This window comes from Stenotrophomonas sp. YJH_SMC_80, assembly GCF_059372495.1.
Genome location: NZ_JCAFVP010000003.1, coordinates 252118 through 276984 on the forward strand (window position 1 = coordinate 252118; position 24867 = coordinate 276984).

Genomic DNA, 24867 nt, shown 5'->3' on the forward strand with positions numbered 1-24867 from the left:
GGGGAAAACCGACACTCCTGGGGCCCCCGGAGCCGGCCAGCGGCCGCTTCCGCCTGCCGCCGTCATATCCCCTGGGCCCCCCGGCCGTTAGAATGGCGGCCGCTGTCCACCGCCCGCTCCCGGAGCCCCCATGCCCGTTGAAGCCCAGCCGGTAGCCACCGTCGTCGACACGACCGGTGCGCCCGGCTATCTCTCCATTCGTGACCTGCGCAAGGAATTCGACGGTTTCGTCGCCGTCGACGACGTCAACCTGGACGTGCGCAAGGGCGAGATCTTTGCCCTGCTCGGTGGCTCCGGCAGTGGCAAATCGACCCTGCTGCGGTGCCTGGGCGGCTTCGAGACGCCCACCAAGGGCAGCATCACCCTCGACGGCCAGCGCCTGGATGCGCTGCCGCCGTACCAGCGGCCGGTCAACATGATGTTCCAGTCCTATGCGCTGTTCCCGCACATGACGGTCGAGCAGAACATCGCTTTCGGCCTGAAGCAGGATGGCCTGGGCAAGGATGCGATCGGCAAGCGCGTGGGCGAGATGCTCGACCTGGTGCAGATGGGCCACCTGGGCAAGCGCAAGCCGCACCAGCTGTCCGGCGGCCAGCAGCAGCGCGTGGCGCTGGCGCGGTCGCTGGCCAAGGGGCCGAAGCTGCTGCTGCTGGACGAGCCGATGGGCGCGCTGGACAAGAAGCTGCGCTCGCAGATGCAGCTGGAACTGGTCAGCATCATCGAATCGTCGGGCGTGACCTGCGTGATGGTCACCCACGACCAGGAAGAAGCGATGACCATGGCCACCCGCATCGCGGTGATGGATGCCGGCTGGATCCAGCAGGTCGGCAAGCCGGACGAGGTCTACGAGCAGCCGGCCAACCGCTTCGTCGCCGAGTTCATCGGTTCGGTCAACCTGTTCGACGGGGTGATCGACGAGGACCTGCCGGAGTACGTGACCGTACGCTCGCCGCTGTTCCCGGCGCCGATCTACATCGCCCATGGCATCACCGGCTATGAAGGGCAGCCGGTCGCGTTCGCGCTGCGCCCGGAGAAGGTGATGATCGGCAAGGACGAACCGGAAGGGCACACCAACAAGGCCCAGGGTGTGATCGAGGACATCGCCTACTTCGGCAGCCATTCGGTCTACCACGTGCGCCTGCCCAGCGGCGCCAAGGTACTGGCCAACTTCGCCAATTCGCAGCGCTGGGCCAGTGATGGCCTCACCTGGGGCGACGAGGTGTGGGTGCACTGGCGCGACAACGACGGCGTGGTGCTCACCTCATGAGCACCGCCGGCCTGAAGCGCTGGCTGCCGGGGCTGCGTGCCACGGTGATCGGCATTCCGTACCTGTGGCTGCTGCTGTTCTTCGCAGTGCCGTTCCTGATCGTGCTGATGATCAGCTTCTCGCTCAGCCGGGTCGGCTCGCCGCCGTACACCTGGCTGCTGCAGTACGCCGACGGCGGTTTCTCGCTGAAGCTGAACCTGGAAAACTACCTGGCGCTGTTCCGCGATTCGATCTATGCGCAGGCGTTCCTGAGCTCGATCAGGATCGCGGCGATCTCGACCTTCCTGACCCTGCTGATCGGCTATCCGATGGCCTATGCCATCGCGCGCCTGTCGCCCGCCGCGCGCAACGTGGCGATGATGCTGGTGGTGCTGCCGTCGTGGACCTCGTTCCTGATCCGCGTGTATGCGTGGAAGGCGATCCTGGACCGCAATGGCCTGCTCGACCAGTTCCTGCAGTTCACCGGCCTGCAGACGCTGATGACGTCGATGGGCCTGCCGAAACTGCAGCTGATCGACACCCCGACCGCCGCCTACATCGGCATCGTCTACTGCTATCTGCCGTTCATGGTGCTCCCGCTGTACGCCAATCTGGTCAAGCATGACCACCGCCTGCTGGAGGCGGCCTACGACCTCGGTGCCAAGCCGTGGCAGGCGTTCCTGCGCATCACCCTGCCGTTGTCCAAAGCGGGCATCATCGCCGGCTGCATGCTGGTGATGATTCCGGCGATCGGTGAATTCGTGATCCCGGAAATGCTGGGTGGCTCGGAAACGCTGATGGTGGGCCGCCAGCTGTGGAACGAGTTCTTCAACAACCGCAACTGGCCGGGCGCCTCGGCGATGGCGGTGGCGATGATCCTGTTGCTGCTGGTGCCGATCCTGCTGTTCAACCGTTCCCAGCAGCGCCTGCTGGAAGGGAAGCAGGCATGAGCCCGCGTAGCGCAAAGGGCCTGGGGCTGGGCGTGCTGCTGCTCGGCTTCGCCTTCCTGTACCTGCCGATCCTGCTGTTGATGTTCTATTCGTTCAACAGCTCGCGGCTGGCGATGGTCTGGGCCGGGTTCTCCACCCGTGCCTACAGCGACCTGTTCGCCGACCGCGCGCTGATGGATGCGATGTGGACCAGCCTGGTGGTGGCGTTCTGGACCGCCTGTACCGCCACCGTGCTGGGTACGTTGGCGGCGATGGTGATGACGCGCTTCAAGCGATTCCGTGGCAAGCCGCTGTTCGGAGCGCTGGTGACCGCACCGCTGGTGATGCCGGATGTGATCCTGGGCTTCTCGCTGATGGCGCTGCTGGCCTCGATGGGCGCGATTCCCGGCTTCCCGGCACGCGGCCTGGCCACCATCTGGATCGCCCACGTCACCTTCACCCTGTGCTTCGTCACCGTGGTGGTGTCCTCGCGGCTGCAGGAAATGGACCTGTCGCTGGAAGAAGCGGCGATGGATCTGGGCGCCAGCCGGCTGACCGTGTTCGGCCGCATCACCCTGCCGATCATCGCGCCGGCGCTGGTGGCGGGCTGGCTGCTGGCGTTCACCCTGTCGCTGGATGACGTGGTGGTGGCCAGCTTTGTCGCCACGCCGGGCTCGACCACGCTGCCGATGAAGGTGTTCGCCTCGGTGCGGATGGGCATCAGCCCGAAGATCAACGCGTTGGCCACGCTGCTGGTGTCGGCGGTGTCGATCGCCGCGGTGATCGGCTGGTACATCAACGCCCGCGCCGAGAAGCGGCGCCAGCGCGACCTGCAGCTGGCGCGGCAGGACAACGGCTGAGCACACGGTCTGCCGACAACGCCGGCAACACCCGGCTCACAGCCGGCGGCGCACAATGGGGGTCTTCCAGATGGAGATCCCCCATGACCGTCGAGATCGTCGACCCGGCCACCGGACAGGTGACCTACCGCCATGAACTGATGGGCGCAGCCGACATCGAGCAGCGCCTGCAGGCCGCTGCCGATGCATTTCCGGGCTGGGCAGATCGCTCGCTGCAGGACCGCGGCGCCATCCTTCGCCAGATCGCCGCGCAGCTGCGCACGCGGCGCGACGACCTGCAGCAGGCGATGACCCACGAGATGGGCAAGCTCAAGGCCGAGGCGCTGGCCGAGGTCGACAAGTGCGCTGCCGCCTGCGAGTACTATGCCGATCACGCGGCCGACTATCTCAAGCCGCAGCTGATCGATACCGAAGCCCAGCGCAGCTACGTGCGCTACGAGCCGATCGGCTGCGTGTTCGCGGTGATGCCGTGGAATTTCCCGATCTGGCAGGTGTTCCGTTTCCTCGCCCCGGCGTTCATGGCTGGCAACGTCGCCCTGCTCAAGCACGCCAGCAACGTGCCGCAGTGCGCCGACCTGATCCTGGCGTTGTGCCGTGACGGCGGCCTGCCTGATGGCGTGTTCGACGTGCTGCACATCGACAACGACCAGGCCGCCGACGTGCTGCGCGACGCACGGGTGAAGGCGGTGACGCTGACCGGCAGCGAGCGGGCAGGGCGCTCGATCGCCTCCAATGCCGGCAGCCAGCTGAAGAAGTCGGTGATGGAGCTGGGTGGCAGCGATGCCTTCGTGGTGCTCGACGATGCCGACCTCGACAAGACCGTGGCCGCGGCAGTGAAGTCGCGCTTCGACAACAGCGGGCAGACCTGCATCGCGGCCAAGCGCTTCATCGTGGTCGAGGCGGTGGCCGATGAATTCGTCCGTCGCTTTGTGCAGGCGGCGGGCGAGCGCCAGTACGGCGATCCCGATGAGCGGGGCACCACGCTGGCGCCGATGGCTCGCGCCGACCTGCGTGACGAACTGCACAAGCAGGTGCAGGCCAGCGTGGCCAAGGGCGCGCGGGTGCTGATCGGTGGTGAGCCGATTGCCGGCACCCATGCCGGCTATCCGGCCACGGTGCTCGACCAGGTCGGCCCGGGCATGCCGGCGTATGACGAGGAGCTGTTCGGGCCGGTGGCCGCGGTGATCCGGGTCAAGGATGAGGCCGAGGCACTGCGCGTGGCCAACGACACCCGCTTCGGCCTGGGCGGCAGCGTGTGGACCGGCGATCCGGTACGCGGCGAGCGCTTCGCGCAGCGCATGGAATGCGGTGCGGCGTTCGTCAACGCCATCGTCAAGAGCGACGCGCGGCTGCCGTTCGGCGGCAGCAAGCAGTCAGGCTTTGGTCGGGAGCTGGCTGACCATGGCATCCATGAGTTCATGAACATCAAGACCGTCTACGTGGCTTGATCCCGAACGGTAGTGCCGGCCGTTGGCCGGCATTGCCGGGTTGCCGGGTTGCCGGGTTGCCGGGTTGCCGGGTTGCCGGGTTGCCGGCCAGCGGCCGGCACTACCAGAAGCGGGTCGCGTGCAACGACCAACGGTCGTGGCCTACCGGACTGCAGGGTATCGACGCCCATGTGCTTGGTGGGTATCGACCGTTGGTCGATACGCGCTACAACCACTTCGCGCGCTTGAACAACCGGTACAGCCCGACGCACACACCGCCCACGCCAACGATCATCAGCGGGTACGACCAGGGTTCGCTCAGCTCCGGCATGTGACTGAAGTTCATGCCGTACCAGCTGGTGATCAGCGTCGGCGCGGCGAGCAGCGCAGCCCAGGCGCCCAGCCGCTTGACCGTCTCGCCCTGCGCCAGTGTCACCAGCGAAAGGTTCACGCTCAGCGCGGTGCCCAGCATCTCGCGCAGGGTGTCGATCACATCGCTGATGCGCACCGCATGGTCATGCACGTCACGCACGTAGAGCTTCACTTCATCGGGAATCAGGTCGCCCTGGTAGCGGCGCAGCTGCGCCAGCACATCCTGCAGCGGCGCCACCGCCATCCGCATCTTGTTCAGCTCGCGCTTGAGCTCGTACAGCCGCACTACCGTGCTGCGCTTGTAGGTGTCGGCGAAGATGTCCTTTTCCAGCAGGTCCAGGGTGTCGCGGAAGCGGTGCACGATCGGCAGGTAGTTGTCGACCACGAAGTCGGTCACCGCGTACAGGCAGTACGACGGGCCCATCTTCAGCAGCTGCGGCTCGCGCTCGACGCGTGCGCGCACCGGCGCGTAGGACAGCGAGGCGCCGTGGCGGACCGTCACCAGGAAGCGCGGGCCGAGGAAGGCATGGGTTTCGCCATACTGGATGCGTTCGTCGACCATCTGCGCGGTGGTCACCACCACGAACAACGAGTTGCCATAGGTCTCGACCTTGGGCCGTTGGTGCGCGTTGCGCGCATCCTCGATGGCCAGGTCGTGCAGGCAGAATTCTTCCTGCAGTTTCAGCAGCACGTCTTCGTTGGGGTCGTACAGGCCGACCCAGACGAAGCCGTTGCCGCTGGCAATGACATCGCTGATGGCATCCAGGCTGATGTCGTGGCGCTTGCCCTCGTCATCGTAGTGGACGCAGTTGATGACGCAGGTAGGGTTGGCCGAAGCGGGGGCGGAAGCGGAGGCGGGCAATGACATGCCCGCCATCGTGCGTCAGGGCCGTGTTTCGGACAAGTGAGGACGACGCGCCAGCACCCACGCCAGTGCCACGTGCACCGGCAGCAGCAGCACGATCCACTGCACGTTGTACTGCGCCTGCAGGCTCAGCCAGTGCAGCACCAGCGCGGCCACCGCCTGTACCGCCAGCAGCCACAGCACGATCCTGAACATGAGTCCCGGCACGCGCCGGCGCAGCAGTGCGATCGCGCCCGGCAGCAGCAGCACGGCCAGTGGCGAAAGCAGCAGCAGGTTGCGGTTGGCCCATGCGGCGTAGTGGATGCTGAAGCCCCACAGGAACACCAGCACGCCACCGAACAGGGCGCACAGCAGCCAGAACGGCAGGGCCAGCCCGGCCAGCAGGCGCGGGCGGTTGCGCAGCGCCAGCACGCCAGCGGCGATCACCAGGCCACACAGCAGCCACGGCCACCAGCGGCGTGCGAACTCCTTCGGCTCCGGATCGATACGGTGCGGCAACAGTTCGTGTTCGGACTGCACCAGCGGCCGGCCATCGCTGTTGCGTGCCTGGCGCAGGGCATCGGCCAGGCGCATCGGCACGAACGCTTCCTGCCAGCGCGACAGCGGCTGGTCGGCGAACGGTCCGAGGCCTACATCGAAGCCCAGCCACATCCATGGTGCCGGCGAGGCCAGACGGACCGATTCACTGCGATAGGTGTTGCCACGCGAGCGCCCCGACAGCTGCGACTGCAGGCCGCCGCCGAGCGCCTTGTCCAGCGTGTCGCGCACCATCGTGGCGCAGTTGGCGGTGTAGTAATCGTAGTGGTAACGCGCGTTTTCCGGCTTGGCCCGCTCGGCCAGGCCGGCGGCCAGCGAGCGCGCCTGGTCCGGGCGCAGGTCCAGCCATTGCACGCTGGCGCCACGGCCGGTCTCGTCGTAGTACGACAGGTCCTGCTGCAGCGGCAGCGCCACCAGGTAGTACATCATGTCGCCGCGCGCGAAGCGGCTGATGAAATCGTCCTCGGACGGATCGAAGTAGCCGAAGTTGTACGAGGTCGCTTCACCGCTGAGCGGATCGACCACCACGATGGCGTCATGGCCGAAGCGTTCGAAGAACACCGTGCCCGGCTGCATGGTCACCACGCCGATGCGCGGAGCAGGGGCTTCAGCGCTGGCCGCGGGCACGGCAGGTATGGCCGGCGCCGGCTGCGCGAAGGCGGCCAGCGGCAGGGCCAAGGCCAGCACGTAGAGTGCCAGCCACACCATGAGGATCAGGCCGCGGCGCTTCAAGCGTCGTCCTGCGCGTCCGGCGGCAGCACGGTCACGTGGAAGGCCTGTACCCGGCGCGCATCGGCGCGGGCCACGCGGAACATGAAGCGGTCCAGCGCCAGCTCGTCACCGACTTCCGGCAGGTGGCCCACGGCCTCGGTGACCAGGCCGCCGATGGTGTCGTAGTCCTCGTCGGAGAACGTCGCGCCGAAACGCTCGTTGAAGTCGCCGATCGGGGTCAGCGCGTCGACCACGTACTGGCCGTCGGACTGGATCGCGATCTGCGCCGAGGGATCCTCGGCCTCGTCATGCTCATCGTCGATCTCGCCGACGATCTGTTCCAGCACGTCCTCGATGGTGACCAGGCCGGCGACACCGCCGTACTCGTCCACCACGATGGCCATGTGGTTGCGCGACAGGCGGAACTCCTTCAGCAGCACGTTGAGCTTCTTCGCTTCCGGGATCAGGACCGCCGGGCGCAGCAGCTCGCGCACGTTGGCCGGACCGTTGTCGGCGACCACGCCGCGCAGCAGGTCCTTGGCCAGCAGGATGCCAAGGATGTCGTCCTTGTTCTCGCCGTGCACCGGGAAGCGTGAATGGCCGGATTCGACCACCTGCTTCATCAGTTCCAGGAAGGGCGCTTCAACCGGCAGCGAGACCATCTGCGAGCGCGAGATCATCACGTCGCCCACGGTCAGCTCGGCCACCGAAATGGCGCCTTCCATCATCTTCAGGGTATCGGCGGCGATCAGACCCTCTTCCTGCGCGGTGTGCAGGACAGCGACCAGCTCGTCGCGGGTATGGGGTTCGCCGGAGAAGGCGGAGGTCAGGCGTTCAAGCCAGCCGCGCTTCTTTTCACTGTGCTCCGCAGGGGAGCTACTACTGTCGTCTTCTGACATCTCTGGAAAAAAGGCACCCGGCAGGCCGGGCGTTGACCCAAGTCTAGCAGGATGTGACGGCCTGTCAGTGACTGCCGGTGGCCGGGGCTGGGGCGGCCGCGGCCGGCTTCTCTTCGGGCAGGTCCAGGCTGTAGGTGCAGCCGGCCAGGGTCTTGCCCGGGTGGGAAGCCACGGTGGAGACGCTGAGGATGATCGACTCGATCTGGGCCTCGCCGGTCTTCGGGTCGGTCACGTCGCGGCTGACCAGCTCGCGGCCGGCCATGAACTTGCCGTCCTGGTCGTAGCCGGTCTCCAATTCCAGCCGTTTGGCCAGCGGGCGTGGGTCGGCCTGGTCGAGGACGGCCATGACGCTGGCGCCGGCCACCGCCACCCGATCGGTCTGTTGGCCGAAGACGGTGATCGGGCTGGCCAGCCGGAACTCGCTCATGAACTGGTTGCCCTGCGGCAGCGGCTGCAGGCCCTGGGCCACGGCCTTCAGCGGATCGGCCAGCAGCGGCGCCAGCGCGGCCTGCTCGGCCACGCCCTGGCGGCATTCGATCAGGGCCGGCAGGTCCAGGCGGGTGGCGAAGGCGGAGGGAGCGGCGAGGGCACAGAGCAGGGGCAGACAGCAGCGCAGTGACACGGTCGGTTTCCGCAGGCGAGGGGCCGCCATCATAGCCCCGGCGAGCGCCGGAACAGCCCGCTGAGAAGGCGCAGGAAACCGGTCATCGCCCGCCGTACAACCATCAGTGAGAGAGTCAGCACGACCGCAAGCATGGCGACCTGCATCGATTGCCCCGCGATGCGCGCCACCGCCGGCCACAGGCCCGGGCTGGTCAGCCAGGGCATCAGATCCGCCGCGGCTGTCCTGGCCACTTTCATGTAGATCACGGCCAGCACGAACAGCACCAGCAGCGAGGTGCGGCTGGCGTGGAAGAACGGGAGTGCATTGGCCGGCCTGCCAAGCCACTGCTGCAGCAGCGTTCGCCACAGCACTGGCAGGGTCAAGGCACCGACCAGTATCAGCACCATCGACGTTTCCCACAGCCCCGGCAGGTGGGCGGGTTCCGCTCTACCTGTGAGGTGCGGGCCGAACATGCCGATCGCCAGCCCGGCCAGCAGGCACACGGGCGACAGCAGGGCCAGGCTGCGCAGCAGCCAGTGCCTGCCGCCGGGGTCGCGGGCGCTGATGCGGCGCAAGGTGTAAGCGCCCAGCACCAGCAGGCCCGCGAGCAGGCCGGCGGCCATCGCAAACGTCGTGAAGCTGTTCCCTGGGTTCATCCTTTTTCCTTCCGCGTCCTGGCCGGTGTTGAACAGTAGCTCAGCGCATGGCGGGCACTCCAGCCGTGGCGCAGTCAGGGCGGATTCCAGCGCGTGGCCGCTGGGTACCAGCGCAGCCTGACCGGGTAGCCCAGTCGCGCCTGCAGGTGGTCACGCACGGCCGCCGCCGTCGCGCGGTTGGCTGGGGTATCCCGCAGCTCCACCTCCAGCTCCCCGGTCTTGACATCCAGGCCATGGCCGAACAGGTCGGGCAGCTGGGCCCGCAGCCAGTCCTGCTGTGCGTGCAGGCGGCGCGTCATCTCCGCTTCGGTCATCGCGGCGCCGGTGATGTAGCGCACACGTTGCGGGCCATCCGCCCCTGGATGTGTCTCATCGGCCTCGGGTGCGGCGCCTGTCAGTCGCACGACAACGTTCCAGCCCCTCGCATTGTCCACCCAGATGCCGGCCAGACGTGCCGCGTGCCGCGCTTCCAGGCGCTCGATCAGTGCCCGTTGCTGGGCAGTGGCGACGATGTTGCGGGTTTCGCCCTCGCTGCTGCCGAAGAACGCCCGTAATTCGGCGATCTTTGCGGCGATGTCGGCCTCGCTGTCGCTGGCGGGGAACGGTGAGGGACGGTCAGGATCGGGCATCAGGCCTGCCCCGGACTGCAGTAGCGCGGCAAGCACAAGTGCGGGCAGGGTCATGCTGCGCTCCTCTTCCGTGAGTGCGTGGGCTCGGAACAGGGCCCGGTGTCAGCGCTCGCCCGCGTAGGGGTCGTCGATGCCCAGCTCGGCCAGGATCTCCCGTTCCAGCTGTTCCATCGCTTCGGCTTCCTTGTCGTCCTCGTGGTCCCAGCCGAGCAGGTGCAGCACGCCGTGCACGGTCAGGTGCGCGTAGTGGGCGTTGAGCGCCTTGCCCTGTTCGTCGGCCTCCCGCGCTACGACAGGTGCACAGATCACCAGATCGCCGAGCAGCGGGAACTTGACGCCCTTGGGCAGGCCTTCGGGCACGTCGGCCGGGAAGCTGAGCACGTTGGTGGCGTAGTCCTTGCCACGGTAGTGGCGGTTCAACGACTGGCCTTCCTTGGCGTCGACCACGCGGATGGCCAGGTCGGCCTCGCGGATGCGGCCCTTCAGCGCGGCAGCCACCCACCTGCGGAAGCTCACTGCCGCCGGCAGACCGGCACGCGGCAGGGCATAACTGACGGCGACGTCCAGTCGCACGGGACCACGGGTCATGGAGTTGCTCCAGGTTGGATCTGATGCAGGTCGCGGCGGTCGTAGGCGCTGACGATACGCGCCACCAGCGGGTGGCGGACCACGTCGCGGGATTCGAAGAAGGTGAAGCTGACACCCTCCACGTCGCGCAGCACATCGATGGCGTCGCGCAGGCCCGACTTCACGTGCTTGGGCAGGTCGGTCTGGGTCAGGTCACCGGTGACCACCGCGGTGGAGCCGTAGCCGAGGCGGGTCAGGAACATCTTCATCTGCTCGATGGTGGTGTTCTGTGCTTCGTCCAGGATCACGAACGCATCGTTGAGCGTACGGCCGCGCATATAGGCCAGCGGCGCGATCTCGATGACGTTCCTTTCCAGCAGCTTGACCACCTTTTCCACGCCCATCATCTCGTACAGGGCGTCGTACAGCGGTCGCAGATAGGGATCGACCTTCTGGCTCAGGTCGCCGGGCAGGAAGCCCAGCTTCTCGCCGGCTTCCACCGCGGGGCGGACCAGGATCAGCCGCTGCACCCGCGATTCGTTCAGTGCTTCGACCGCGCTGGCCACGGCCAGGAAGGTCTTGCCGGTGCCGGCCGGCCCGATGCCGAAGTTGATGTCGTGGGTTGCGATCTGGTGCAGGTAGCGGGCCTGGTTGGCACCGCGCCCGCGTACCGTGCCGCGCTTGACCTTGATCGCCACCTCCTGCGCTTCGTAGGAGCGCTCGGCGATCTGCTCGACATTGGCCTGCGCCAGGCGCAGGTGGATGGCGTGGTTGTCGAAGGTCGTTTCGCCGGCTTCGGCGTACAGCGCTTCAACCAGCTTCTGCGCCTCGACGATGGCTTCGTTCGGCCCGCTGATGCGGAACACGAAGCCACGGTTGGCGATTTCCACGCCGAGTTTCAGTTCGATCTGCCGCAGGTGCCCGTCGAACGGGCCACACAGGTTGGCCAGCCGTTCGTTGTCTTCCGGCGACAGGGTGAAGTCTCGATGCTCGATGCTCTTCATTGCTTCGGGTGGGGCGGACGCCTTCCACCGCAGTGTATTCAGGGGAGACAAGGGTAGCGCGCGTGCGGGGCACACGGCCAGCAGACGGTCGATACAGCGTTTTCCACACCCGGTGTGGACGGGGGGCGCGAAAACCTGTGGATAGACCTTCGCAATGCTTGTGCCACAAGGCCCATGAGGTCCTGGTGAAAAAAACGTCATGGTCGCTCGTCGCTTCGGCAGCACTGCCACGGGGGCCTGCACGGGGGCATTCATCGTGACGACAGTGCAGGTTTCGTTGCCGGGCGAGCAACAAAGCCGCGCGCTGGCGGATTTCCACAACGGTTGTGGAATGATGCCGAATCAACCTGTGGATAGGTGGTGCGGAGCCTTGCAGCAAAAGGCGTGCCGGCGCGTGGCGAAAAAACCGTCAGGGCTGATTGGAATCATTGAGGGTGCACGGGGCACATGGCACCGTGTCGCCGTCGCAGGAGGGGATGGCATGGGCATCGGCAACGGGATGCGAGGAATCGGACTGGCGGGCATCGGCCTGCTGGCCGGGTGTGGGCAGTCAACACCGACTGCACTGGGCACGCTGGAGTGGGACCGGATCACGGTGCCGGCGCCGGCGGCCGAAGTGATCGCCACGGTGGAGGTGCGCGAGGGACAGCAGGTCAAGGCCGGCGCCGTGCTGATGCAGCTCGACCCGGCCCGCGGCGACGCGCAGTTCGCCGCAGCGCAGGCTGATACGGCGCGTGCGCAGGCGCAGCTGGAAGAACTGAAGATCGGCCCACGCCAGGAGCAGATCGCGCAGGCCCAGGCGCAACTGGCCGCGCTGCGCGCACAGGCTGCCGAAGCAAGTGCCTATTACCGACGGGTCCAGCCGTTGGCACAGCAGCGCTTGATTGCCGCCGCTGAGCTGGATCGTGCACGTGCCGCCGCCGGCAATGCCGAGGCCAGCGTTCGTGCTGCCGAGCAGGCCTGGCTGGAGCGGGTGCACGGCAGCCGTGTGCAGGATATCGCCCAGGGCCAGGCCGCCGCCGATGCCGCGCAGGCGCAACAGGCAGTGCAGGCCGTGAACCTGCAGAAGCTGCAATTGCGTGCGCCGCGCGACGGCGTGGTCGATGCCTTGCCTTACCGGCAGGGCGACCAGGCGCCGGTCGGCGCGCCGCTGGCGGTGATGCTGGTCGGCGAGCGCCCCTATGCGCGCGTCTACCTGCCGCAGCCATTGCGGTTGCAGGTCAAGGTCGGGCAGGTCGCGCAGGTGCACCTGGAAGGGCAAGGCACTGCGTTGAAGGGGCATGTGCGCTCGATCCGCAGCGAGCCTTCATTTACTCCGTACTACGCACTGACCGGTGACGACGTCGCGCGCCTGAGCTACCTCGCCGAGATCGAAGTGGACGCTCCTTCCGACATGCAGAAGCTGCCGGCGGGAATGCCGGTGCAGGTGAGCTTCTGAACACCGGCAACGACATCGCGGTGCATGCCCAGGGCCTGACCCGCCGCTTCGGCGATCTGCTGGCCGTGGACAATGTCGACCTGACCGTGCCGCGTGGCCAGGTCTATGGCTTCCTGGGCCCGAACGGGTCGGGCAAGTCGACCACCATCCGCATGCTGTGCGGCCTGCTGGAACCGAGTGCCGGCCAGATCGAGGTGCTCGGCCTGGCCGTGCCGGAGCAGGCCGAGGCACTGCGCCGGCGCATCGGCTACATGACCCAGCGCTTCTCGTTGTATGAAGACCTTTCGGTGCGCGAGAACCTGGAATTCCTCGCCGCCATCCAGGACCTGCCGCGTACGCAGGCCCGGCAGCGGGTCGACGAACTGCTGCAGCAGTACCGTCTCCTGGACCGGCAGCCGCAGCTGGCCGGCACCCTCAGTGGTGGCCAGAAGCAGCGCCTGGCGCTGGCCGGCGCCGTCGTGCACGCGCCCGAGCTGTTGTTCCTGGACGAGCCGACCAGCGCGGTTGACCCGGAGTCACGCCGCGATTTCTGGGAGGCCCTGTTTGAACTTGCCGACGCCGGTACCACCGTGCTGGTATCGACCCACTACATGGACGAAGCCGAGCGCTGCCACCGGCTGGCGATCCTCGATCGAGGCGCGCTGGTCGCCGATGGCACGCCGGCCGAACTGTGTGCACGGCTGGACGGCCGCACGCTGCAGGTCACGTCGGCGCAGCCGCGGCAGGCCAGCCGCGCATTGTCTGAGCTGCCCGGCGTGCTGAGCGTGGCACAGATCGGCACGCAGCTGCGCGTGCTGTGCAGCGAGGCGGCCGCCGATACGCCAGCGTTGCGGCGCGCGCTGGCCAGCGCCGACCCGCAGGCCCGCATCGAGGCGGTGGCGCCGAACCTGGAAGACGTCTTCGTCGCCGCCACCCGCGGCCGTGGCCGGGAGCCAGCGGCATGAACCTGCGCCGGCTGTGGGCGATCATGCTCAAGGAATTGCGCCAGCTGCGCCGCGACCGCATCACGCTGGCGATGATCGTCGGCATTCCGGTGATGCAGCTGCTGCTGTTCGGCTACGCGATCAATCTCAACCTGCGCCACCTCGACGCAGGTGTCGCCGACCAGGCCAACAGTGCGGCGTCACGCGCGCTGGTGCAGGACATGGTCGCCACCGGCGTGATCACGCCGCGCAGCGAAGCCTATACGCCCGACCAGTTGATGCAGGCGCTGCGGCGTGGCGAGATCAGTGTCGGCATCGTGGTGCCGGCCGACTTCGAGCGCCGTCGCTTCGATGGACGCGAGGCGGTGCAGGTGCTGGTTGATGGCAGCGACACCGTGGTGCAGAGCGCGGCGATCCAGCTGGCGCAGGTGCCGCTGGAGACGCGACCGACCAGCAACACGCGGCCGCTGCGCGAAGGCAGCATCGCCGGGGGTCCAATCAGCGTGACCAGCTTCTACAACCCGCAGCGGCGTTCGGCGGTGAACATCGTGCCAGGCCTGATCGGGGTGATCCTGACCATGACCCTGGTGATGTTCACGGCGGTGGCGGTGGTGCGTGAACGCGAGCGCGGCAACATGGAGCTGCTGATCGCCACGCCGGTGTCGCGCAGCGAACTGATGGTGGGCAAGGTGCTGCCCTATGCAGCCATCGGCCTGCTGCAGACCACGCTGGTGCTGGTGCTGGGCACCTGGCTGTTCCAGGTGCCGATCCGAGGCAGCCTGCTCGATATCTACCTGGCCGCGGTGCTGCTGGTGCTGGCCAACCTCGCACTGGGGCTGCTGATTTCCACGCGCGCGCGCTCGCAGTTCCAGGCGATGCAGATGACCCTGTTCCTGTTCCTGCCGTCGATCCTGCTGTCGGGCTTCATGTTCCCGTTCGCGGGCATGCCGCGGCCGGTGCAATGGCTGGCCGAAGTACTGCCGCTGACCCACTTCCTGCGCCTGGTGCGCGGCATCATGCTGCGCGGCGCCTCGCTGTGGGAGCTGTGGCACGACGCGCTGGCGCTGCTGGGCTTCATCGCGGTGATGATGACCCTGGCGATCCTGCGTTTCCGCAAGCGTTTGGATTGAGGCATGCCGACCAACGGTCGGCATCCACCCTGGTAGGTGCCGGCCGCCTGCCGGCATCAATTCCGGCAGGTGCCGGCCACTGGCCGGCATCAATTCGGTGGGTGCCGACCGTTGGCCGGCATCAATTCGGTGGGTGCCGACCGTTGGTCGGCATCAGCTCCGGTGGGTGCCGACCGTTGGTCGGCATCAACTCCGGTGGGTGCCGACCGTTGGTCGGCGCACCTTATTCCGCCACCACGCGCGCGCGCAGCGAATTGGTCAGCGCCTCGGTGATCACCACATCCACGAACTGGCCGATCAGCCGCGCCGGCGCCGGGAAGTTCACCGAACGCATGTTCTCGGTCTTGCCGGTCAGTTCGTTCGGGTTCTTGCGCGAAGGGCCTTCCACCAGCACGGTCTGCACGGTGCCGACCATCTTCTCGGAGATGCCGGCGGCGTGCGCATTGATGCGCTCCTGCAGGCGCGACAGGCGCGCGTGCTTCTCGGCATCGCTGATCGTGTCCTCCAGGTCGGCCGCCGGGGTCCCCGGGCGGCGCGAATAGATGAAGGAGAAGCTGTGGTCGAAGCCGATGTCCTCGATCAGCTTCATGGTCTTCTCGAAATCGGCATCGGTTTCGCCGGGGAAGCCGACGATGAAGTCCGAGCTGATCGAGATGTCCGGGCGCACCGCGCGCAGCTTGCGGATCTTCGACTTGAATTCCAGCGCGGTATAGCCGCGCTTCATCGCCGACAGTACGCGGTCGCTGCCGGCCTGCACCGGCAGGTGCAGGAAGTTGGCCAGCTGCGGCACGTCGCGGAACGCATCGATCAGCGAGTCGCTGAACTCCAGCGGGTGCGAGGTGGTGAAGCGGATGCGGCCGACGCCGTCGATCTCGGCGATGGTCCGGATCAGCAGGCCGAGATCGGCGAACTCGCCATCTCCATAGGGGCCGCGATAGGCATTGACGTTCTGCCCGAGCAGGTTGATTTCGCGCACGCCCTGCGCGGCCAGCTGCGCCACTTCCACCACCACGTCCTCGAACGGGCGGCTGACTTCGGTGCCGCGGGTGTAGGGCACCACGCAGAACGAGCAGTACTTCGAGCAGCCTTCCATGATCGACACGAACGCCGAAGCGCCTTCGGCACGCGGTTCCGGCAGGCGGTCGAACTTCTCGATCTCGGGGAAGCTGATGTCCACCTGCGGGCGCTTCTGCTCGCGGCGGGCGCGGATCAGCTCCGGCAGCCGGTGCAGGGTCTGCGGGCCGAACACAAGGTCCACGAACGGCGCACGCTTGATGATCGCCTCGCCTTCCTGCGAGGCAACGCAGCCGCCCACGCCGATGATGACCTCGCGGCCCTTGTTCTTCAGGCCCTTCCAGACGCCCAGCTGGCTGAAAACCTTCTCCTGCGCCTTCTCGCGGATGGAACAGGTGTTGACCAGGATGACGTCGGCGTCTTCCGGGGTATCGGTCAGTTCCAGGCCATCGCTGGCGGCGAGCACGTCGGCCATCTTGGCCGAGTCGTACTCGTTCATCTGGCAACCGTGGGTCTTGATGTACAGCTTGCCTTTCACCTGGTCGGGCTTGCGCGGACCGGCGGGCAGGGCAACGAGCGGGGCACCGCCCGGCGGGGCGGGCGGAAAGACGTCTGGCGTCCCGGTCATGGCGCTTAATCCATTCGGGTGGCGGGAAAGCCGGCAATTCTACCTGCATCCCGGCGCGTGCGCCGCGCTGTGCGCTCGCGGGGCACGGCCCCGCGCTACCCGCATCCCGCCGGCCCCGGTAGCGCCGGGCGGTGCCCGGCGGGCGCCCTTACGCCGCCGCCAGCTCCGCATCGATCTGCCGCGAACGGTCGAACGCGGTCATCGCGCTCATCCGTGCGATGTAGTCAGCCGTGGCCGGCGCCGGCTGTACCAGGCCAAAGGCCGTGGTCCACGCCAGCGCATTGCCCCACAGCACGTCGGCGGCGCTCATGACCTCGCCCAGCAGGTACGGGCCCTGCGCCAGCTGGGCCTCGACCACCTGCAGCACGGTCTCGGCATCGTTGTACGGCGACATCAGGCGCGGCGGCGGCTCGCGGTGCATCGCCTTGTCGATCATCGCCGGCTCGAAACAGGCGCCATAGAAGGCCATCCAGCGCAGATAGGGCCCGCGCAGGGCGTCACCGATCGGCGGCGCCAGCCCGGCTTCCGGATACAGGTCGGCCAAGTACAGGTAGATCGCCACCTGCTCGGTCACCAGTGCGCCGTTGTGGACGATGGCCGGCACCTTGCCCATCGGGTTGATGGCCAGGTAGGCCGGGGCCAGGTTGGCGCCGGCTTTCAGGTCCAGCACCTGCATGCGGTAGTCGGCACCCAGCGCTTCGAGCAGGGCCACGGCGCCGCTCGAGCGGGAACGGGCGGCGTGGTACAGGGTGATCTGGCGTGAATTCATGGCATTGCTCCTTGCGGTGGATGGTGAACTGGAGGCCATCCTGAGGCACTATTGCGGACGACTTCTGTCCTCGATCCTTCATGCGCCATACCGCCCATCGTCTGCTGCGCCTGATCGCCCTGCTGCAGGCCCGCCGTCAGTGGTCCGGGGCCGAGCTGGCCGAGCGCATGGGTGTGGACCGGCGCAGCATCCGCCGTGATATCGAGCGCCTGCGCGAGCTGGGCTATCCGGTGCAGGCCTCGTCCGGGGTCGGCGGCGGCTACCAGTTGGGGGCCGGGGCCCCGGTGCTGCCGATGCTGCTGGACGAGGAGGAGGCGACCACCCTGGCCATCGCCCTGCGCGCAGCCTCGGCCACCGTTGCCGGGATCGACGACACCGCGCGTGGCCTGTTGTCCAAGCTCGATCCGCTGGTGCCGACCCGTCGCCGCCAGCAGGCCGGCGAGGTGCATGCAGCGACGGCCACCCTGTCCGACCTTCCGTCCACCGACGCACGCCTGCTCGGGCGGCTGGCCCAGCACTGCCGACAGGCGTCACGGCTGGCCTTCGAATACCGCAGCGCGCAGGAAGCCGTCACCCAGCGCGAGGTCGAGGCCCAGCACCTGGTCAATTACGGGCGACGCTGGTATCTGCTTGCCTGGGACCTGGGGCGGCAGGACTGGCGCACCCTGCGCGTGGACCGCATGGGCGCCGTACGTGAGTGCGCCGGGCCGGGCCTGCACCGGCGCACCCCGGCGCCGCCCGATGTGATGGTGCGGCAGGCGGTCAGCCAGGCGCCGTTCGCGCTGCAGGCCATCCTCCGCCTGTCCGGCAGCCATTCCGAGCTGGAAGGCCGCATCCCGCCGTGGTGTGGAGTGCTGGAAGCGGATGGCCCCAACCACTGCCTGCTGCGCATGGGCGCCGAGAGCCGCGGCATGATGCTGGCGCAGATTCTCAGCCTGGACCGCCTGCCCGTGGCGCTTTGGACCACCCCGCCGGGCCTGCGCGACGAACTGGCACAGCGCCTGGCGGGCCTCGGCCAGCTGCTGGCTGTGCCGCCGGTCACAGGCTGAGCCACGTCGCTTGGCAAGCCCCGGCGAAGCTGGGACACTCGCCGCCATGAAGGGGATACTGGGGACAACGGCGATCATCATCGCTGCGCTGACCGCTGCGCCGGCCAGCGCTGGAACCCTGTACAAGTGCCAGGGCGCTGACGGCGTCACCAGTTATGTGAGCAAGCGGGTGGCCGGCGCGCGCTGCAGCACCATCAGCTACACCCGTGACACCCGCCCGGCACCTCGACCGGTGGTGGCCGCGCCCAGGCCGGCACCCACCACGGTGGCCAGCATCGAACGCAACCCGGTGGCCGTTGCTGCGAGTGCCGCAGCGCCGGCAACGGTCGCGCCTGCGTCCGTGCCGGCATCCGGTCCCGCACAGCCGGTCGCCTCGCGCAGCGGGCGCATGGTCAGTGGCCAGGTGTATTCCTTCATGAAGGATGGCGTGCGCCACTACACCAGTGCGCGCCCGACACAGGTGGCCAACCTCGGCCCGGTCCGGACCATCCGCTACAGCTTCATGGAGCGCTGCTATGCCTGCGGGGTCAATCCACGCGTGGACTTCGGCACCGTGCGACTGAACACCTCGGCCTTCCAGGCCGAGATCACCTCGGCCGCGCGCGAGTTCGGCGTGGAGGAGGCGGTGGTGCGCGCCATCATCCATGCCGAGTCGGCCTACAACCCGACCGCGCTCAGCCGTGCTGGCGCGCAGGGCCTGATGCAGCTGATGCCGCCGACCGCCGCGCGCTTCGGCGTAAGCGATTCCTATGACGCCGGGCAGAACATCCGCGGCGGCGTGCAGTATCTTGCGTGGTTGCTGAAACGCTTCAATGGCGACCTGACCCTTGCCGCAGCCGGCTACAACGCTGGCGAAGGCGCGGTCGACCGCCACGGTGGCGTGCCGCCCTACAGCGAAACCCAGTACTACGTGCGCCGGGTCGGGCAGCTGGCCGAGCGTTACCGCACCGCCCTGAGTCACCAGTAGGCGCCGACCGTTGATCGGCACTCCTTGAACGGTAGGTGCCGACCGTTGGTCGGCACTCCTTTGAAAGGTAGTGCCGGCCGCTGGCCGGCAACCCCGCAATCAATGTTGTTGCAATGCGTTGTGTGGCGCGCGACGGTTCCGCTACACTCGACCGTGATTCAATGCGGCTCTGGCCCCCACCGGATCCGCTGGCAGCCTTAAAGCTACCTAATCAATATCGGAGTGCCGGATGGCCAACGATGGGGTACACGATCCAGTCAACACCGGACGTCGGCGTTTTCTTTCTGCCACCACAGCCGTGGTGGGCGCCGTCGGCGTCGGATTCACCGCCGTTCCTTTCATCAAATCCTGGAACCCCAGTGCCCGTGCCAAGCTTGCCGGCGCACCGGTGGTGGCCGACATCAGCGCCCTGCAGGAAGGCCAACGCCTGATCGTGGAATGGCGTGGCCAGCCGATCTGGATCGTCAAGCGGTCCAAGGCGATCCTGGACGCGCTGCACGGGCTGGATGGCCGCCTCAAGGACCCCGAGTCCGGCGAGAAGGACCAGCAGCCGGACTACGTGCTGAAGCAGAACCCCGAGCTGCGCTCGATCAAGCCGGACATCTCCGTGCTGGTCGGCCTGTGCACGCACCTGGGCTGCTCGCCGGAAATGGTCGCCGAGATCCGGCCCGAGCCCTACGACCCGCAGTGGAAGGGCGGCTACTTCTGCCCGTGCCACAAGTCGCGCTTCGACATGTCCGGCCGCGTCTTCAAGGACGTGCCGGCGCCGATCAACCTGAAGGTGCCCGCGCACCACTACCAGGACGACAACACCATCATCATCGGTGTCGATCCGCAGGGGGCAGCCTGATGGCCAATATCCTCGCCCGTACCGCCAGCGGCGTCGCCGACTGGGTCAATGCCCGCGCGCCGGGCCTGATGCCGGTCTACCGCAAGCACGTCACCGAGTATTACGCGCCGAAGAACTTCAACATCTGGTACTACTTCGGTTCGCTGGCACTGCTGGTGCTGGTCAACCAGATCGTCACCGGCATCTTCCTGACGATGCACTACAAGACCAGCGCCGCCGAGGCGTTCGGCTCCATCGAATACATCATGCGCGATGTGGAGTGGGGCTGGCTGATCCGCTACATGCACTCCACCGGTGCCTCGCTGTTCTTCATCGTGGTCTACCTGCACATGTTCCGTGGCCTGCTGTACGGCAGTTACCAGAAGCCGCGCGAGCTGGTGTGGATCCTCGGCATGCTGATCTACCTGGTGTTGATGGCCGAAGCCTTCATGGGCTACGTGCTGCCGTGGGGCCAGATGTCGTTCTGGGGCGCCAAGGTGATCATCTCGCTGTTCGGCGCGATACCGGTGATCGGCAACGGCCTGACCGAATGGATCATGGGCGATTACCTGCCCAGTGACGCCACGCTCAACCGTTTCTTCGCGCTGCATGTCATCGCCCTGCCGCTGGTGCTGTTGCTGCTGGTGGTACTGCATCTGGGCGCGCTGCACGAAGTGGGTTCGAACAACCCCGATGGCGTGGAGATCAAGAAGGGGCCGAAGGGCAACCGCTGGTCGCCGAACGCACCGGCCGATGGCATTCCGTTCCACCCGTACTACACGCTCAAGGATGGCGTCGGCGCCGGTTTCCTGCTGATCATCGCCGCCTTCATCATCTTCTTCGCGCCCGGTTTCGGCGGCCTGTTCCTGGAGCACGACAACTTCACCGAGGCCAATCGCCTGGTGACCCCGGAACACATCAAGCCGGTCTGGTACTACACGCCTTACTACGCGATGTTGCGCGTGGTACCGAACAAGCTCGGTGGCGTGCTGGTGATGTTCTCGGCCATTGCGATCCTGTTCCTGGTGCCGTGGCTGGACAAGGCCAGGGTGAAGTCGGTGCGCTACCGTGGCTGGATCTCGAAGGTGATGCTGGGCGTGCTGGCGGTGTGCTTCGTGTGGCTGGGCGTGATTGGTTCCGGCCCGGGCACCGACGTGCACGAGACCTACATCGGGCGGGTGCTGACCTTCCTGTACTTCGCGTTCTTCATCACCATGCCGCTATGGACACGGTTGGACAAGACCAAGCCGGTACCGGAGAGGGTGACCACCCATGACTGATCGCTGGATGGTCCGGTTGGCCCTGACGGCCACCCTGATGCTGGGCAGTTTCCTGGCCTCCGCCGCCGAAGGTGGCACCAAGCTGCTGCAGGCCGGCAACGATCTGGGCGACCGCGCTTCGCTGCAGCGTGGCGCGCAGCTGTACATGAACTACTGTTCCGGCTGCCACGCGCTGAAGTACCTGCGCTATTCGCGGATGGCGCAGGACCTGGGCCTGACCGAGGAAGAGGTGATGAACAACCTCAACTTCACCGGCTCGGCGATCGGCGACCCGATCCCGGTGGCGATGCCCAAGGAGAACGCGGAGAAGTGGTTCGGCAAGATGCCGCCCGACCTCAGCCTGATCGCGCGCGTGCGGGGCAGTGACTGGGTCTACACCTACCTCAAGTCGTTCTATCTGGACAGCAGCCGGCCGCTGGGCTGGAACAACGCGCTGTTCGCCAATGCCTCCATGCCCAACCCGCTGTGGGAGATGCAGGGCCTGCAGCATGCGGTCCATGGCAAGGCGGAAGCGCCCGGCATGGACCCGCCGGTGACCGGCCTGAAGATCGAAACGCCGGGTTCGGTTGATGCCGGGCAGTACGACCAGGCGGTGCGGGACATCACCAACTTCCTCGAGTATGCCGGCGAACCGGCCGCGCTCAAGCGCCAGCAGCTGGGCGTGTGGGTGATCCTGTTCCTGGCCCTGCTCACCTTCCTGCTGTACCTGCTGAAGAAGGAATACTGGAAGGACGTTCACTGAATCTGCCGCCGGCCATCGCACGGGCCTATTGGCTTTTGTGATGGTCGGTTGCACACTCGGGGAGGAGTCGACCGCCGGCACGGTGCCGGCGGCGCCGATGCGGCAGGCGGTCTCCTGTCGTGGGAGAGCCTTTGATGGCGGCGAGCGTACGCATGCGCAATACACTGACGCTGTTTTCCTCAAACGACGATGTACTGTGCCACCGTGTACGCCTGGTCCTGGCGGCCAAGGGTGTGACCTTCGACTTCGTTCCGGTCGATCCACAGAACCCGCCTGAAGACCTGATCGACCTCAATCCGTATCACTCGGTGCCGACCCTGGTCGAACGCGAGCTGGTGCTGTACGCCGCATCAGTGGTCAGCGAGTACCTGGACGAACGTTATCCGCATCCGCCGCTGATGCCGGTCGATCCGCTCTCGCGTGCGCGCATCCGCCTGGCGATGCTGCGCATCGAGCACGACTGGGTGCCACAGGTGCAGGCCATCCAGCTCGGCAACAAGACCCAGGCCGAGGCTGGCCGCAAGCGCCTGAAGGAGCTGCTGACCGCCTCGCTGCCGCTGTTCAAGGCCAGCAAGTTCTTCCTCAACCCGGAAATGAGCCTGGCCGACTGCGCGATGGCGCCGATCATCTGGCGCCTGCAGTCGCTGGACGTACCGCTGCCGAAGGACGGCAAGGCGATCGAGGACTACGGCAACCGCATCTTCCGCCACCCCGGTTTCGTCCGCAGCCTGACCGATCAGGAAAAGAAGCTGCGCGATCTGCCGGTCTGATCCGGGCCTGCGTTACCCGTCTGCACGCCGACCGGCGTGCAGGTGATCCGCCCCGGCGGGGCGCCGGGCGCGTACACTTCACGCATGACCGAAGACTTCTTCCACATGACCAGCCACCGCCCGTACCTGCTGCGGGCGCTGGTGGAATGGATCAACGACAACCAGCTGACCCCGCACATCCTGGTCGACGCCGGCGTTCCCGGCGTGCAGGTCCCGCCTTCGGCGGTCAAGGATGGCCGGGTCGTGCTCAACATCGCCGAACGTGCTGTCGTGCGGCTGATGATCGACAACGAGATGGTGAGCTTCTCTGCGCGCTTCTCCGGTACCAGCTACCCGGTGCAGGTGCCGATCAGCGCCGTGCTGGCCGTCTACGCCCGCGAGACCGGGCAGGGCATGGCGCTACCGGATGACATCCCGGGCAACGAGACCGCTCCGACCAGCGATGAGCTGCTGCACGAGGAAGGCACGCCGCCGGACGATACGCCGCCAGCCAGCCCGCCGCCGAAGGGGCGCCCGAACCTGCGCGTGGTCAAGTAACCAGGTAACGGTGGGTGCCGACCGTTGGTCGGCACGCCTTCAGCCCTTACACATCCTCGGCATCGTCCACATCCGCGCGGATCTGGCTGATCCGCGCCGCGCCCGGACCAGTGAATGAGATCAGCTGGTCGCCGCGCAGCACCATGCGGCCCACGTGGCGATCGATGCCGTCGTAGGAATACTCGAACTTGAAGGTACGTTCGAAGCCGAGCCGGCCATCTTCGCCGCGCGACAGGCGCAGGCCGGTGGCGTGCACCGCCTGATCCAGCCATTGCACGTCGGCAGCACGGCAGGCATTGCGCCCCAGTTCGACCGCGCGCTCGGCGGCCGAACGCGCCGCGTTCCAGAAGAAATAGATGATTCCGCCGGCAATCAGCAACAGCAGCAGGGTGGGCATGGCGTCAGCCGTCAGGGGTTGATCCCGCAAAGATGGCGGCGAACGCGCGCGGGATCAAGCGCTGCACTCACCGCCGCGGCTGCGGTTCGCTGGACATCGGCTGCGTGGGCACGATGACCGGTTGCGGTGCCGGAGTGGGCTGCATCGGCGTCGCAGTGGGCGAGGGCATCACCAGCGGTGAGGTTGCAGTCAGCTGCAGCAGCGCTGCCCAGTCCTGCCGGTTGAAGCTGCATTCCTCCTCGCGACCTGGTGTGCAGCTGGGGTCGATGCCGGTGCTGTTGCGTTCGCGTGCCGGAGGCAGCTTGATCAGCCCCGTACGATCCAGCTGCAGCAACCGCATCGCCACGGTGTTCATCACGTTGCCACCGACCAGGTACAGGGTCTGGTCGCCGCCGAGGTTGGCCGCCACCACCACTTCGCAATGCGATTTCCAGTGGCCCACCGAGCCATTGCCCAGTGCCTGCACCAGCCCGCTGTAGCTGAGCGTGGTGCTGCGGTCGCGCAGGAAGCACAGCAGGTCGCCCGGTGCGGGTTTGGCCGTGGCCGGGTCGACCAGCCGGTACGGCACGCCCGAGGGGCCGCCCTGGTAGGCGGCACGGATGTAGTCGATGTGGCGTGGCGAAGTATTGAAGCCAGGAACGCCGGACTGCACCATCACCCAGGAAATGAACGCGGCCGACCACGGGTTGTCGATCAGGAAGGCGCGGCAGTCGCTGTCGGTGTAGCGCGTGCCCAACGGCGCCAGGCAGCTGCTGGCGCCCGCGATGCTGCCCATCGCATTGAGCGTGCCGCTGTTGCGCCAGTAGCCGGCCACGCGCTGCCAGGCGATCAGGCCATTGTCTGCCAGGTGATCGCTTTCGGCTTCGGTGACGCTGAGGCTGGCGGCACGGCCTTCACGATCGATGAAGGGCCGGTACCAGAGCCGGTGCTCATTGCAGGCGGTGTTGCGGATGGCCACCGCCAACGGACTCAGGCCGAAGCGGGGCGGAACATCGCAGGCCTCGGCGGCCGCTGCGGACAACGGTGCCGCGGCCAGCAGCAGGCAGGCGGGCAAGAGCATCCGGCGCATGCGCGGCTCCTGTGGGGGA

General features: G+C 67.1%; 26 protein-coding genes. 14 read left to right on the forward strand and 12 right to left on the reverse strand.

Annotation, left to right across the window (positions count from 1 at the left end; translation table 11 throughout):
* The first annotated feature begins 130 nt into the window (after positions 1-130).
* From AC5P99_RS06885 to AC5P99_RS06900, 4 genes are all read left to right on the forward strand, one after another.
* A complete protein-coding gene (locus tag AC5P99_RS06885; RefSeq protein ID WP_005408821.1) occupies positions 131-1267 on the forward strand; it encodes an ABC transporter ATP-binding protein in 1137 nt (378 codons plus the stop codon).
* A complete protein-coding gene (locus AC5P99_RS06890; protein WP_005408822.1) occupies positions 1264-2196 on the forward strand; it encodes an ABC transporter permease subunit in 933 nt (310 codons plus the stop codon). Before AC5P99_RS06885 ends, AC5P99_RS06890 begins: the two co-directional genes overlap by 4 nt.
* Entirely contained in the window at positions 2193-3035 is an 843-nt protein-coding gene (locus AC5P99_RS06895) for an ABC transporter permease subunit (RefSeq protein ID WP_005408823.1), read from the forward strand. Before AC5P99_RS06890 ends, AC5P99_RS06895 begins: the two co-directional genes overlap by 4 nt.
* Before the next feature lie 83 nt (positions 3036-3118).
* Complete coding sequence (locus AC5P99_RS06900) at positions 3119-4483, forward strand: NAD-dependent succinate-semialdehyde dehydrogenase (protein WP_495213006.1); 1365 nt, start codon at positions 3119-3121, stop codon at positions 4481-4483.
* Between the two features lie 205 nt (positions 4484-4688).
* Here the strand turns inward: AC5P99_RS06900 and AC5P99_RS06905 are convergent, their stop codons facing one another.
* From AC5P99_RS06905 to AC5P99_RS06940, 8 genes are all read right to left on the reverse strand, one after another.
* Positions 4689-5711, reverse strand: coding sequence for a magnesium and cobalt transport protein CorA (locus tag AC5P99_RS06905; RefSeq protein ID WP_049451328.1), 1023 nt, complete (start codon positions 5709-5711; stop codon positions 4689-4691).
* Positions 5712-5717: 6 nt separating this feature from the next.
* Positions 5718-6968 carry a lipoprotein N-acyltransferase Lnb domain-containing protein gene (locus AC5P99_RS06910; RefSeq protein ID WP_164222300.1) on the reverse strand — a complete coding sequence of 417 codons (1251 nt, stop codon included), beginning with the start codon at positions 6966-6968 and terminating at the stop codon, positions 5718-5720.
* A complete protein-coding gene (locus AC5P99_RS06915) occupies positions 6965-7846 on the reverse strand; it encodes a CorC family transporter (RefSeq protein ID WP_005408827.1) in 882 nt (293 codons plus the stop codon). The genes AC5P99_RS06910 and AC5P99_RS06915 overlap by 4 nt, the downstream gene beginning before the upstream one ends.
* A 64-nt stretch (positions 7847-7910) precedes the next feature.
* The gene (locus AC5P99_RS06920; RefSeq protein ID WP_169448767.1) at positions 7911-8498 is read right to left on the reverse strand and encodes a hypothetical protein; all 588 of its coding nucleotides are present in this window, start codon (positions 8496-8498) and stop codon (positions 7911-7913) included.
* The gene (locus tag AC5P99_RS06925) at positions 8498-9106 is read right to left on the reverse strand and encodes a hypothetical protein (RefSeq protein ID WP_329753070.1); all 609 of its coding nucleotides are present in this window, start codon (positions 9104-9106) and stop codon (positions 8498-8500) included. Before AC5P99_RS06925 ends, AC5P99_RS06920 begins: the two co-directional genes overlap by 1 nt.
* A gap of 74 nt (positions 9107-9180) precedes the next feature.
* Positions 9181-9789 carry a hypothetical protein gene (locus AC5P99_RS06930; RefSeq protein ID WP_049451331.1) on the reverse strand — a complete coding sequence of 203 codons (609 nt, stop codon included), beginning with the start codon at positions 9787-9789 and terminating at the stop codon, positions 9181-9183.
* A gap of 48 nt (positions 9790-9837) precedes the next feature.
* A complete protein-coding gene (ybeY, locus tag AC5P99_RS06935) occupies positions 9838-10323 on the reverse strand; it encodes an rRNA maturation RNase YbeY (protein WP_049451332.1) in 486 nt (161 codons plus the stop codon).
* Positions 10320-11306: a PhoH family protein gene (locus AC5P99_RS06940; RefSeq protein WP_033834734.1), complete on the reverse strand. Its 987-nt coding sequence runs from the start codon at positions 11304-11306 to the stop codon at positions 10320-10322. Before AC5P99_RS06940 ends, ybeY begins: the two co-directional genes overlap by 4 nt.
* Positions 11307-11787: 481 nt before the next feature.
* Here AC5P99_RS06940 and AC5P99_RS06945 point away from each other — a divergent pair, with 481 nt between their 5' ends.
* The 3 genes from AC5P99_RS06945 to AC5P99_RS06955 are packed head-to-tail and all read left to right on the forward strand — an operon-like array spanning position 11788 to position 14797.
* Positions 11788-12744 carry an HlyD family secretion protein gene (locus tag AC5P99_RS06945; protein ID WP_049451333.1) on the forward strand — a complete coding sequence of 319 codons (957 nt, stop codon included), beginning with the start codon at positions 11788-11790 and terminating at the stop codon, positions 12742-12744.
* A gap of 20 nt (positions 12745-12764) precedes the next feature.
* Positions 12765-13688 (forward strand): ABC transporter ATP-binding protein, encoded by a 924-nt coding sequence (locus AC5P99_RS06950; RefSeq protein ID WP_012479664.1) that lies wholly within the window; start codon positions 12765-12767, stop codon positions 13686-13688.
* Positions 13685-14797, forward strand: coding sequence for an ABC transporter permease (locus AC5P99_RS06955; RefSeq protein WP_111118096.1), 1113 nt, complete (start codon positions 13685-13687; stop codon positions 14795-14797). The genes AC5P99_RS06950 and AC5P99_RS06955 overlap by 4 nt, the downstream gene beginning before the upstream one ends.
* 223 nt (positions 14798-15020) lie before the next feature.
* Here the strand turns inward: AC5P99_RS06955 and miaB are convergent, their stop codons facing one another.
* Together miaB and AC5P99_RS06965 are read right to left on the reverse strand one after the other, a co-directional pair.
* Complete coding sequence (gene miaB, locus AC5P99_RS06960) at positions 15021-16439, reverse strand: tRNA (N6-isopentenyl adenosine(37)-C2)-methylthiotransferase MiaB (protein WP_005408836.1); 1419 nt, start codon at positions 16437-16439, stop codon at positions 15021-15023.
* A gap of 148 nt (positions 16440-16587) precedes the next feature.
* A complete protein-coding gene (locus AC5P99_RS06965; protein WP_005408837.1) occupies positions 16588-17208 on the reverse strand; it encodes a glutathione S-transferase family protein in 621 nt (206 codons plus the stop codon).
* Positions 17209-17288: 80 nt separating this feature from the next.
* Here AC5P99_RS06965 and AC5P99_RS06970 point away from each other — a divergent pair, with 80 nt between their 5' ends.
* The 7 genes from AC5P99_RS06970 to AC5P99_RS07000 all read left to right on the forward strand — a co-directional run bounded on the left by AC5P99_RS06970 (position 17289) and on the right by AC5P99_RS07000 (position 23382).
* A complete protein-coding gene (locus AC5P99_RS06970) occupies positions 17289-18257 on the forward strand; it encodes a helix-turn-helix transcriptional regulator (protein WP_049451336.1) in 969 nt (322 codons plus the stop codon).
* Positions 18258-18303: 46 nt separating this feature from the next.
* Complete coding sequence (locus AC5P99_RS06975) at positions 18304-19224, forward strand: lytic transglycosylase domain-containing protein (protein WP_005408839.1); 921 nt, start codon at positions 18304-18306, stop codon at positions 19222-19224.
* A gap of 229 nt (positions 19225-19453) precedes the next feature.
* Positions 19454-20074 carry a ubiquinol-cytochrome c reductase iron-sulfur subunit gene (gene petA, locus AC5P99_RS06980; protein ID WP_004151998.1) on the forward strand — a complete coding sequence of 207 codons (621 nt, stop codon included), beginning with the start codon at positions 19454-19456 and terminating at the stop codon, positions 20072-20074.
* Complete coding sequence (locus AC5P99_RS06985; RefSeq protein WP_049451337.1) at positions 20074-21333, forward strand: cytochrome b; 1260 nt, start codon at positions 20074-20076, stop codon at positions 21331-21333. Before petA ends, AC5P99_RS06985 begins: the two co-directional genes overlap by 1 nt.
* A complete protein-coding gene (locus tag AC5P99_RS06990) occupies positions 21326-22075 on the forward strand; it encodes a cytochrome c1 (protein ID WP_005408841.1) in 750 nt (249 codons plus the stop codon). Before AC5P99_RS06985 ends, AC5P99_RS06990 begins: the two co-directional genes overlap by 8 nt.
* 134 nt (positions 22076-22209) lie before the next feature.
* Complete coding sequence (locus AC5P99_RS06995; protein ID WP_005408842.1) at positions 22210-22845, forward strand: glutathione S-transferase N-terminal domain-containing protein; 636 nt, start codon at positions 22210-22212, stop codon at positions 22843-22845.
* Between the two features lie 84 nt (positions 22846-22929).
* Positions 22930-23382, forward strand: coding sequence for a ClpXP protease specificity-enhancing factor (locus AC5P99_RS07000; protein ID WP_005412806.1), 453 nt, complete (start codon positions 22930-22932; stop codon positions 23380-23382).
* A 46-nt stretch (positions 23383-23428) separates the two neighbouring features.
* Here the strand turns inward: AC5P99_RS07000 and AC5P99_RS07005 are convergent, their stop codons facing one another.
* Both AC5P99_RS07005 and AC5P99_RS07010 read right to left on the reverse strand, forming a co-directional pair.
* Complete coding sequence (locus tag AC5P99_RS07005; protein ID WP_005408844.1) at positions 23429-23779, reverse strand: DUF3301 domain-containing protein; 351 nt, start codon at positions 23777-23779, stop codon at positions 23429-23431.
* Between the two features lie 67 nt (positions 23780-23846).
* Positions 23847-24848, reverse strand: coding sequence for a DUF2272 domain-containing protein (locus AC5P99_RS07010; protein ID WP_049451340.1), 1002 nt, complete (start codon positions 24846-24848; stop codon positions 23847-23849).
* Positions 24849-24867: the final 19 nt, after the last annotated feature.